Annotated in this window: 6 protein-coding genes; 4 read left to right on the plus strand and 2 right to left on the minus strand. The window is 53.7% G+C overall.

Annotated elements, in window-relative coordinates; genetic code table 11:
- Nucleotides 1-437: 437 nt before the first annotated feature.
- Nucleotides 438-1,319, minus strand: a complete 882-nt coding sequence (locus ABF979_RS13950) for a LysR family transcriptional regulator (RefSeq protein ID WP_415560459.1) — start codon at nucleotides 1,317-1,319, stop codon at nucleotides 438-440.
- A gap of 101 nt (nucleotides 1,320-1,420) precedes the next feature.
- On the opposite strand from ABF979_RS13950, the gene ABF979_RS13955 reads away from it, so the two are divergent.
- Together ABF979_RS13955 and ABF979_RS13960 are read left to right on the plus strand one after the other, a co-directional pair.
- Nucleotides 1,421-3,112, plus strand: coding sequence for an alpha-keto acid decarboxylase family protein (locus ABF979_RS13955; protein ID WP_415560460.1), 1,692 nt, complete (start codon nucleotides 1,421-1,423; stop codon nucleotides 3,110-3,112).
- A gap of 170 nt (nucleotides 3,113-3,282) precedes the next feature.
- A complete protein-coding gene (locus ABF979_RS13960) occupies nucleotides 3,283-5,715 on the plus strand; it encodes a membrane-bound PQQ-dependent dehydrogenase, glucose/quinate/shikimate family (protein WP_415560461.1) in 2,433 nt (810 codons plus the stop codon).
- A gap of 224 nt (nucleotides 5,716-5,939) precedes the next feature.
- Here the strand turns inward: ABF979_RS13960 and ABF979_RS13965 are convergent, their stop codons facing one another.
- Complete coding sequence (locus ABF979_RS13965) at nucleotides 5,940-6,836, minus strand: LysR family transcriptional regulator (RefSeq protein WP_415560462.1); 897 nt, start codon at nucleotides 6,834-6,836, stop codon at nucleotides 5,940-5,942.
- A 101-nt stretch (nucleotides 6,837-6,937) separates the two neighbouring features.
- Between ABF979_RS13965 and ABF979_RS13970 the strand changes: the two genes are divergently transcribed.
- Both ABF979_RS13970 and ABF979_RS13975 read left to right on the plus strand, forming a co-directional pair.
- Complete coding sequence (locus tag ABF979_RS13970; RefSeq protein WP_415560463.1) at nucleotides 6,938-9,346, plus strand: TonB-dependent receptor; 2,409 nt, start codon at nucleotides 6,938-6,940, stop codon at nucleotides 9,344-9,346.
- Nucleotides 9,347-9,388: 42 nt separating this feature from the next.
- A complete protein-coding gene (locus ABF979_RS13975) occupies nucleotides 9,389-11,278 on the plus strand; it encodes a CocE/NonD family hydrolase (protein ID WP_415560464.1) in 1,890 nt (629 codons plus the stop codon).
- Nucleotides 11,279-12,110 lie beyond the last annotated feature (832 nt).

Genomic DNA, 12,110 nt, shown 5'->3' on the forward strand with positions numbered 1-12,110 from the left:
TATCTATATATTATAAGGACTTAGGAGCATCGCGTATTGTGATTTCGGGTGTTATCAAAGAGGCGTGATTACTTTGAGTGTTCTAACTATTACGAAGATGAAAACCTTCGAAATCCTGTTTGATAACAGTCATTTCTTTTTGGTGAGGAAGAACAGGTTCTAATCTAACAGACTAAAGATTCTGCCCGGACACCTTCTGCTGTCAATGATGGCTATGTTCCGCGCATTTCAGTCTTGAACGCGGGGGCGCGGACCCATTCAGCGTGTCGATAGGGTTGTTTACTGTCATCCTTGCCATCGTACGCATGAGGTAAATTTGCTCTCAGGAATGTCCTATTCTGAGAACAGGGGGGCCGTCACGGCAGGATCTTTTCTATTATCAAGAAGATCGACACGAGAGTCATGCGACTATCAAAGCGCCTCAATCTTGAGATCTATCAGGCGAGTTCACGCAAAAGGGCATGAAACCGTGCGCTGGGCCCTGAGAGTTCAGGTTGGCTTGAGGCCAGTGCTATAGAGGCGCGAGGCATGGGGCCATCAATGGGATGAAATGTCGCACCTTCAGCATGGATCTGGCTGAGATAAGCTGGAACGATGGAAACGCCCATTCCGGCGGCTACCATGGGAACTGTCGCAGCAATCTGCGGTGTGGATTGACCAAGACGAGGGGTAAAGCCTGCTTTCTGGCAAGCCGCGATGATAGCGTCATAAAAGCCTGGACCAAGTTCGCGTTTGAAAATCAGGAACGGTTCGTCGGCCACAGCCGAGAGCGGGATACGATCCTGCTGTGACAGTGGATGCCCTTTTGGAATGGCCAGAACGGTGGGCTCATCAAAGAGTGGGTGGAGAGTAATGCGCGGGTCCGGCGCTGGAGGGCGGACGATCGCGATGTCCAATCGGTGTTCATGCAGGGCTTCGCAGAGTGCGGGGGTGTTGCTCTCGTCTAAGGTGATGACAATGTCGGGCCAGCGTTCCCGAAAGAGGCGGATGGACCGAGGAATTAGGGGCAGGAGGGCGACGGCGCCGGCCATGCCGAGACGTAGTCGCCCTTGTTCGCCTCGTGCCAGGCCTCCCGCCAGCAGATAAAATTCGCGTTCCATTGCAAGAATATGCTGTGCCTTCGCGAGGAGCTGTATGCCGCTATCGGTCAAGGTGGCACCGCGTCTGGAACGATGAAACAGGGAAAGGCCGAGTTCCGCTTCCAGTGCTTTGATCTGCTGACTGAGCGGCGGTTGCTCGATGTGCAGGGCTTCGGCTGCACGAGTAAAACTCCCGTGATCCGCAATGGCAACGAAGTAACGTAAGTGGCGTAGGTCCATGATCCATACGTATCATATATGGAAATGCATTCAACTATATATTGGACTTTATCCAGCAGTCTGCCGAGAGTCGTGACAGACACTCCTCAGAGGATTTCGTGATGAGCTTTACTGTTGGACATTATCTCGCTGAACGGCTGACGCAGATCGGTCTGAAAGACCATTTTGCCGTCGCGGGAGACTATAACCTCGTCCTGCTGGATCAGCTTCTCGAACATGGCGGCATGCGTCAGATCTACAGCTGTAATGAGCTGAATTGCAGTTTTTCCGCAGAAGGTTATGCGCGGGCTAAAGGGGCAGCAGCAGCTGTCGTGACGTTTAGCGTAGGCGCTATTTCTGCCATGAATGGCCTCGGTGGATCTTATGCCGAGAACTTGCCCGTTATCGTGATTTCCGGTGCGCCCAATACCAACGATTATGGCTCGGGGCGGGTGCTGCATCATACGATCGGCACGACGGACTATAACTACCAGCTCGAAATGGTACGGCACGTCACCTGCGCAGCCGAAAGCATCACGGATGCGGAGTCTGCACCAGCCAAAATCGATCACGTGATCCGCACGGCTCTGCGTGAAAAGAAGCCAGCTTATCTGGAAATTTCCTGCAACGTGGCTGCGGCTCTTTGTGCCCGCCCTGGTCCGGTGGACTCCCTCCTGTCTTATCCGGCTCCGGACGAGGCCAGCCTGAAGGCCGCTCTTAAGGAGAGCGAAGAGTTTCTTGCGCAGCGCGAAAAGGTTGTCATCCTTGTCGGCAGTAAACTGCGTGCGGCTGAAGCACTTGAGGAAACAGTGGCTCTGGCCGACAAACTCGGTTGCGCAGTTACGATCATGAGTGCGGCCAAAAGCTTCTTTCCGGAAACACATCCGGGTTTCCGCGGCGTGTATTGGGGCGAAGTTAGCAGCCCGGGCGCTGAAGAGGTCGTCAAAAGTGCAGATGGCGTCATCACCCTGGCGCCTGTCTGGAACGATTACTCCTCCGTGGGCTGGAATGACCTGATCCGTGGTGAAAACGTTCTGGAGGTCAATCCGGACCGTGTGACTGTTAACGGCAAGACGTTTGAAGGCTTTCGTCTGAAGGAGTTCGTTAAGGCTCTGACGGCACAGGCTCCCCATAAGCCTGCATCTCTAACCGGAAGCTACGAGCCTGTTGTTCTGCCGACGGCCAATCCGTCCGCCCCGCTGACGAACGACGAAATGACGCGTCAGATCAATGCTTTGGTGGATGGCAACACGACGCTGTTTGCAGAGACTGGTGATTCCTGGTTCAACGCGACCCGGATGCACCTTCCTGAAGGTGCACGTGTTGAATCTGAAATGCAGTGGGGCCACATCGGCTGGTCCGTACCATCCGTTTTCGGGAATGCGGCGGGTTCACCTGAGCGTCAGCACGTTCTGATGGTCGGTGATGGCTCGTTCCAGCTTACGGCTCAGGAAGTCGCACAGATGGTTCGGTATGAACTGCCGGTTATCATCTTCTTGGTTAATAATTATGGCTATGTCATTGAAATCAAGATTCATGATGGGCCGTACAACTACATCCAGAACTGGGATTATGCCGCGCTGGTTAACGTCTTCAACGGTGGTGTGCCGGGTGAGGCAAGCGGCAAGTCTGGCCTCGGCTTAAAAGCCACCACTGGTGAGGAGCTGGCTGAAGCCATTGAAAAGGCTAAAAAGAACACCCGTGGACCGACCCTGATCGAATGCAAGCTCGACCGGACGGATTGCACGGATGCGCTCGTTGCGTGGGGCAAGCGCGTGGCCGCTGCCAATTCCCGCAAGCCACAGCGCAGCTGAAGGCACAGATCTGAAATGAAAAAGCCAGAGCCTTTGGGGGCTCTGGCTTTTTTTTATGTCATCTGAGCCTATCGGGGGCCGCAGACATAAGGCACTAACATCAGGTTGTGCGATTTCAGAGAAGGTAATTTCCTGATGGACGGAAGGATATTTGTGCGGAGTATTGGGGTGTGAATAGTAATATTTCAGAAAAAGTTGGAGCTGACATACGTTCCGCATCTCGCATTTTGTTTGCGATAATTATTTTTTTTGTGGGTGTCGCCCTTTCAATAGGGGGAATACGTCTCACGCTGTTGGGAGGCTCCTTTTATTATTTTGTGGCGGGTTTTGCCTATGTCGCTATTGGCATTCTCATGTTTCTGCGACAGCGTCTGGCTCTGCCCTTAACGGCAGGGGTTTTTCTCGCAACACTGCTCTGGGCTTTAGTAGATACGCCGGAAATCGGGTACTGGGCTTTGCTACCGCGCCTGACGGTTCCAGCGGTTCTCTGTGTGCTCGGGTTGTGGGGAACAGTAACGCTTACAAATGTCAGCTCAGTCGCTCGTAAGGCCGGAGTTTTCGGTGGTGCAGGTCTTGTGCTTGCTCTTGTGGTCACGCTGCTTGAAGCCTTTACGCCACATGGCGCCATCCATAACGAAAGTGATGTCGCGAGCCGTACGAAAGATGTCGTCGCGAGTGAAAATGTGCCAGATGATTGGGCATATTTCGGCCGAAACGCGCATGGCACGCGTTACGTTCCGTACACGGCAATCACGCCGGAGAACGTAAGCCATCTGAAGGTTGCCTGGGTGTATCACACGGGGCGCCGCGTGACCGGAAGCGGTACGGGCGTTGATGAGAATACGCCGCAGCAGATCGGGAATGTTCTTTATTCCTGCACGCCGGAAAACAAGGTTGCCGCGATTGAGGGCGATACAGGTCATGCCCTATGGACTTTTGATCCGCATGCCCATTCCGCAGAGCATGTCAGTTGCCGTGGTGTCGGTTATTATGACACGGACAGGGATCTGACGCTGACAGCCGAAGAGAAGTCCGTCGATCCGGATGCGCCTTGCCGTCAGAGTGTTATTGTAAACACGGTTGATGCCCGCCTGATCGCACTGGATGCGCACACTGGCAAGCTGTGTCCGAAATTTGGTGACAATGGTATTGTCGATTTGAAGCCTCGCATGGGGCCGGTTGAAAACGGCAAACGGTATCACCCTACAGGTATCCCGGTCATCATGGGTCATATGACGGTTATTGGTGGCTGGGTGCGCGATATTGTGCATGGCGAGCCGTCAGGTGCCGTGCGAGCTTTCGATGTGCGTACGGGTGCTCAGACGTGGGCGTGGGATGTCGGTGATCCAGACAATGCCAACGCGGCAGATCCATCTAAGACTTACACACTGGAAACGCCGAATGTCTGGACCATTCCGACATATGACCGGGACCTGAACCTTGTTTATCTGCCGACGGGTGGGGGGCCTCCGGACTACTGGGGTGGTGATCGCAATGCAGTGAAAGAGAAGTTCGGCGCAGCGATCGTTGCGGTTGATGCGGCTACCGGGCAGACAAAATGGGTGTTCCAAACGGTTCATCATGATGTTTGGGATTATGATATTCCCTCACAGCCGGTTCTCTACGATGTAAGTAATTCGCGGGGAGAGAAGGTTCCTGCTCTGATCCAGACGACCAAGACGGGTAACATCTTTGTCGTAGACCGTCGCACCGGGGTGCCGGTGACGGACGTGGTCGAGAAGAGCGTGCCGCAGCAAGGAGCGGCGGACGGCGAGCATCTGGCTAAGACGCAGCCATTCTCTGTCGGAATGCCCGGGATCGGCAATAAGCCGCTCAGTGAAAATTCGATGTGGGGCGTGAGTACGTTTGATCAGCTTTACTGCCGTATCATGTTCCGCAACTCTGTCTATGAAGGTCCGTTCACACCGCCTGGCGAGAAACCTTACATCGAGTATCCGAGCCTTCTTGGCGGGATGAACTGGGGTGGTATTGCCATCGATGAGGCACGAGGCCTGATGTTTGTGAACGATATGCGCGTGCCCTTGCGCATGATGCTCGTGAACGAAAAGAATGCTTCCCACTACACGATTTCAATGGACGAGGTGCCCGGCTTCATGGGGACGTTGCGGCCACAGGTTGCTGGTTCTTATCGTGGTGTACGGATTGATATCTTGCAGTCTCCGCTCGCTGTGCCGTGCAACACGCCACCGTTTGGAACAATGAATGCCATTGACCTGCATACGAAAAAGCTACTGTGGCAGGTTCCGCTGGGAACGGTGAAGGATACAGGGCCCATGGGTTTGAAGACTCATATGGCGGTACCAATGGGCCTCCCGACCCTTGGAGGGCCGACGGTGACGGCGTCTGGGATAGTATTCTTTGCGGGCACGCAGGATTATTATCTTCGGGCGCTGAACTCGCTGACGGGTAAGGAGCTTTGGAAAGCTCGTCTGCCGGCGGGTGCGCCTGCGGCTCCTCTCGTGTTTCGTTCTCCGAAAAGCGGTAAAGAATATGTCGTGATTTCGGCGGGCGGCATGAGCCATTCGCCTGATGTAAGCGATGAGATTATCGCCTATGCGCTGCCAGATGGGGAAGGGAAGTAACTCATTTGGGACGTTGTCTTGGGAAAATATCTCCCAAGACAACTCATTAAAGATTCGTATCGATCAAGCGTTGTCCTGTTATTGCTAAATTCCTGAAGTTGAAAAATTTTTCCAAAAAACCATAAAAATTTTAGAAATTATGCGTATTTTTTTGATTGCTCAGTCGTACCCCGTATGACGGGCATGAAATGCTAACCATCTAGGTCAGCGGCACGTAACTGCCCTCAAACTACCTTTCGGATCAGCCCTTCAAGCCAGCCAACACCTGCATCGTACTCCGATTTGCGCGGTAGCAGCATCCGCACCTCATGGGCTCCAAAAACCTCTGGCAGAGAAGAAATCCGTAGCCCATTCGTCATGAGAAAAAATTCAGCGATATAATCAGGAACAATCGCAATGGTGTCTGGCTGACAGAGGAAGGTCGGCAGGTGCCCGAAAGACGGTACAATCGTCCTCACAGTGCGCCGGATGCCCATGCTCCGCAGCCGATGATCGAAAATACTGTGCCGTAACGCGGTCTCAACCAGCACATGACGACAGCGTTCCAGATCTTCAGGTGTCATCTGCCCGGGTAAAATACAGAAATCCGCATGCCAGACACAGACAAACCGGAATGATCCGAGAGGTGACGAGACACAGTCAGGTCGCGTGAGGGAACTGATAGTCAGAGCCATATCAATCTCCCGTCGTCCCAGGGCCCCGTCCAGAACCGGAGCCGAAACGGTGCGAAACGTCAGCGTGATATCCGGCGCCTCAGCCGACAGACGTGCAACAAGCCGTCCCCCCAGTGCGTAATCCAGCCCCCCATCGCTTCCAATTATGAAGAAGCGGGACGAAGACGCCGGATCGAACTGCCCTCGCAGCCCCAGCGAGGAGCGCAGAGAAGACACGTTCATCTCAAGCGTTTCCGCAATTGCCACTGCATGCGCCGTTGGCTGCATTCCATACCGTGTGCGCACGAAAAGCTCGTCGCCGCACGCTTCGCGCAAACGCCGCAATGCCGAACTGACAGCCGGTTGCGTCAAAGAGAGCCGTTCTGCTGCACGGCTGACACTGCGCTCATGCCACAGGGCCAGAAACACATGAGCCAGATTAAGATCGATCCGCGATATATTATTCATCGGATTTATAGCTAACAGCAAAAATTAAAATTTGACCATAATGTTCTGACTAAGCAACGATCTGTTTCGCCTCTTTCTCTCCCGTTACACAGGAGCATCACGTGCGGAAAACTAACGGATTTCTGGCCGTTCTTCTTGCTTCTTCCGTCTCGCTACCCGACTTAGCGGATGCCCGTCCAATCCATAAGAAAGTGCCTTCGCACGGGCCCGCCACCGCCGCGAACCCGGCAGTATCTTCTAAAGCCGCTGCGAAACCGCGGCCACAGCATCCTGTCAGCGCAGCCGGCACGGAAACGGTCGAAGTACATGCTGGCATGCGAACCGCCAACGGCGTCACTAACACTACCCCCGGCGGTGGCCTCATGGCTCGCCAGACCGCCGCACGGGCTCAAAGCACCATTACGCGCGACTTTATCGCCAAACAGTCCCCTACAAGCAACGCTATCGCCATGATCTCGGCTCTGCCGGGTGTCATCTCTGCTAGCACCGACCCGCTGGGTCAGTCGAGCACAGCGATGTCTATCCGTGGCCTGCAACAGGCTGAGATCGGCTTCCTGTATGAGGGAATTCCTCTCAACGATTCGATCAACTACACGCCTTATACTCAGGCTATGGTGGACACAGACAACATCCAGTCCGTGACTGTCGCACAGGGTGCGCCAGATATCGGCGCGCCCGTCTATAACGACGTGGGTGGTCTCGTCACCGTCGCCCTGCGCGGGCCGCAGGACAGGAGAGGAGGGAGTGTCGATTTCAGTTTCGGATCCAAATCACTCCAGCGCGAATATATTCGCCTCGATACAGGTGAAATCGGCCATAGCGGTGTCAAAGCCTTTGCCTCGTTCTCCTCCACGACCAACAACCAGTGGCGCGGCTCAGGTCAGTTCAGGAAATTCCATGTTGATTCAAAAATTATCAAGGAATGGGGCACCGGCAGTAGCGCAGGCCTCACTTTTTCTTATGACAATTGGCAGCAGGCGAGCTACCGCCCCCTGACCATGGCCCAGTGGAAACAATACGGAAACTCCTTCAATTATACGAAGGAATACTGGCCCGGGAACACCAACTGGGTCGGCCTGCGGCAGTATCAGAGACGTTCCACAGTGCTGATCGCTCCAGTGAAGCTGAAACTTAGTGAACACGTCAACCTCGACCTGACCCCCGCCTACATGAACTATTCCGAGTTCTATTATGGGGGCGTCACGATTAAAAACAGCGGATCATATTTTGGAAACCAGCGTATCGCTGACCTGAATATGCCGTACCAGACCAACGGCGTCACAACTGCTTCCAGCATCAATCCGGTGCCGCAGAAAACCGGCTTCCTGAACACCGCCGTGACTTGGAAAGCTGGGCATAACACCTTTCGCGCCGGTTATATCTATAATTATATTGCGCTCGAAGAGCCTATTTATTATGCGCCTGTTAATTACACCGGCGGCATCGCCAATAATTACAGTAAATATATGGTCACCATGCCGAATGGTCAGCAATACCGGACCCTCGACATGAACTTCAAACACCAGATGAACGAAATCTTCGTCGACGATACGCTGAAATTGCTTAATGACAAACTAACGCTCAACGCTGGTCTACGTTACCTGATGATAACCCGCTGGAATACGAACCTTATTCCCGGTGTCACGAAATACAAGGTCGGAGCCAGCTATGCCCAGCCTTTGCCACAGGTCTCTATCAGCTATCAGCTTACGCCGCACGATCAGATCTATGTCGATGGAACAACTGCCTATCGTGCCCCGGCCTCGGTCCAGGTGTATGGCGAGGTGTTCTCTACCAACAGCCCGAATCCTGCGTCGAAGCAGGCGTCCCTCAAGGGCGAATACTCTATCGGCGAGGAAATTGGTTACCGCCATTACGGCCTCGTCAATGTGGCGGTTTCGCTGTTCAACTACAACATCACCAACAACCAGATCACCTCATCGCAATACATCAACGGCATCCCGTTGCCATCGCCGATCGAGGCTGGCGGCAAAACCTCTCGTGGCGCACAAGGTGAAATCGGTCTCCGCCCGTGGCATCACTGGAGCCCCTATGTTTCCGCCCAGTATCTCCACGCCACGACAGACAATAATATCGCCTCAGGCCTCGACTACCTGCCGACAAAAGGGAAACGCGCCGTCCAAAGTCCGGAATTTTCCGCTGCCGCCGGGATATCCTATGACGACAGTCATATCTTCGGAAACTTCGTCTTCAACTACGTTAGCTCCCAGTATTCTACTCTCATGAATGACGAAAAAATTCCCGGTTACGAAACAGCTAATATTACCATGGGATATCGCATGAACACTATTGGCTTCGTGCAACATCCGCAATTCCAGCTCAACGTCATTAATATCGGCGCTAAAAACTATTTGTCCGGATTCCAGAGTATTTCCAACAACGCGAAAGCCACGCGCGGCGTCTACGGCACAACCATTGCCGGATCATCTCCGCTCTATCTCAGTGCCGGTGGCCTCGCCGTCGTCGCCTCCCTTAGCGCCGGATTTTAGTAGGCCCTAACCCCATTAGATCGCTTAACGGAGATTTGCTCGATGTTTTCTATTCGTTCCGCCCTATTCGTTTCAACCTGCCTCGCTCTGTCTGCCGTGACCTCCTCAGCCCAAGCCACGCCCGGCTGGCCGAACGATGAAGGACGCGGCTCTTGCGCCGTAACAAAGAAGATCGATGTGCCTGCAAGGATGCGTGACGGAACCGTCCTCCGTGCTGATGTTTATACGCCGAAAACTGCCGAAAAAGTGCCGGTTCTGCTGATGCGGACGCAGTATGGAAAGAGCGCCGCTCAAATCCAGCCGGCCCGCTATCAGACTCCTGAATGGTTTGCCTCGCACTGCTACGTCGTCGTCGTGCAGGATATCCGTGGGCAGGGAAAATCTGATGGCACGTTTTACGAATATCGCTACGATCGGAATGACGGCTACGATACCGTGCAGTGGGCCTCCACACTCCCCGGTGCGGACGGCCAAGTCGCTATGTACGGCTCTTCGTATGTCGGCGCCACCCAGTGGCTGGCTGCCACCGCGTCTCCCCCTGCTTTGAAAGCGATCGTCCCTTCCAATACGGGTGATGATTATTATGACGGCTGGACCTACGAGGATGGCGCTTTTCGTCTCGCTTTCATCGAACCTTGGATGCTCGACACCATCGCTTCGTCTGCCGCCGCAAACCGTGGCGATAAAAAACTCTCGAAATCGCTCTATGCAGACGGAAAAAATGCTTCTGTCTGGATGCCATACACCCCTTACGGCAGCTTTCCGCCTCTCCACCCCGACAAACCGGAAGTCGCTCCATATTTCTACGATGCAGTCGCTCATTCTACCCGCGACAGCTATTGGGAAGCTTTCCAGATCCGTACCCATTACGACCGCGTAAAAGTTCCCGTCCTTGCCTTCGATGGCTGGTATGATTCCTTCCTCAATGGCGCCGTCAACAATTTCAACGGGATGCGTACCGAAGGTGGAACGCCGGAAGCCCGCGAAAACCAACGTCTCGTTATAGGTCCTTGGGAACATATCGGCTGGGGACGCCCCAACGGCACCATCAGCCCACGCTTGAAAGACATCGGCGCTGTTGCCAACAGTCCTGTCAACGAACTGACCGTACAGTTTCTCGATCACGTTCTGAAAGGTCAGGCCAACGGCTATTCTGACGGCCCACGGGTCGATTACTTCACCATGGGTGAAAACCGCTGGCATACCGCGAAATCCTTTCCTATCGAAGGCACTCAATACGTCACCTGGTATCTTGGCAGCGCCGGGCGGGCGAATTCTTCAATGGGCGATGGCTCTCTCTCCACAAGGCCGGTAAAAAAAACCGCGACCTCCGACCAGTTTAACTATGATCCGGCAAATCCCGTCCCCAGCGTGGGCGGCCACTCCTGCTGCTCCTGGACATCCGGCCCACAAGGCCAGTTCGACCAATCCGCCATCGAACAGCGGCCCGATATCCTCATCTATACAAGTCCCGTCCTCGAAAATCCTGTAAACGTAACCGGCCCGATTACGGTTGACCTCTTTGCCAGCACGGATGCGAAAGATACGGATTTTACCGCCAAACTCGTTGATGTTGCGCCGGACGGGCGCGCCATTAACCTCAATAATGGCATCATCCGAGCCAGTTACCGGGACTCCCTGAGCAATCCAACTGCGATCGTTCCTGGTCAGATCTATGAATATCACATCAAAGTTTGGCCGACTTCCAACCTCTTCAAAGCCGGTCACAAAATCCGTCTGGAAATTTCATCGAGCGACTATCCGCAATTCGCCCCCAATCCGAATACTGGCGAACCCTTGGGCACCGCCACCACCAGAGTCATCGCCCACCAGACCATCTGGCACGATAAAGCCCACCCTTCATCCGTGATACTGCCTATCCTCTCGGCTGCTATCGTTGGAGACGCCGCCGACCACGCTCCACAGAACTGACTTTTCCCGAACAGCAGGCTGTTCAAATCAGCCTGCTTAAAAGATAAAATTTTGAGGCTTTTTCATAAGAAGCCTCAAGAAAAATGAAGATTTCGAATATCTATTGATTGAAGCTCTTGATGCCTGATTTTGGGCATCAAGGACGATGATTTCGGTTTCTGTGTGACGGGTTTCACTTTTCGTTGCGAGCAGAAGGGGGCTCATTCGGAGGCTTTTGGTCGGTCACGCGGCGGCTTTACGAGAAAAATCGATCCCTGATGTGATAATCAGGGATGCCGTCCTGGCTTTGTCCTCCCCAGAGAGTAGGTCTCAGACGACAAAAGCCACAGACGCCCTAAAGGTGTCAGCCGCCAACCCGAGAGCCACGCGGGCCAACCAGACCTGTGACAGCGACAGTTTTCGCTAGGGTCTGCTGATCCACGGGATCTTGCCGGTTATTTCCTCACGCAAAGGCCGCAACGCTCCCCAGAAAACAGACTGGAAACGCTATCAGGACCGTAACCGCATCGAACGCATGTTCAAGCTGATGCGACGTATCGTAACCCGATATGACAAGACTGCTTTGTCTTGCAGGAGCTTCCTCAATCTCGCTGTTACAAGGCTTTGGATCAGGTCTTTTGCTAATATGATCTAGTAAAACCGCATTTTTCTAATCTCAACGGCGCGTCAGCATGAGGTGATGTTACAGACTCTGTACCTTGAGATGATGAGCACCGGGCTTAATTCTGAGTCAGCCTCGGTACTTCGCCCACCTCTCAGAAAAGATCAAATTAAGAGTTCTGTATTTTAATCCGAATCCAGTACGTATCAGAATCTTAAAATAAACATCTAT

This window comes from Gluconobacter sp., assembly GCF_047723935.1.
Lineage (GTDB): Bacteria > Pseudomonadota > Alphaproteobacteria > Acetobacterales > Acetobacteraceae > Gluconobacter.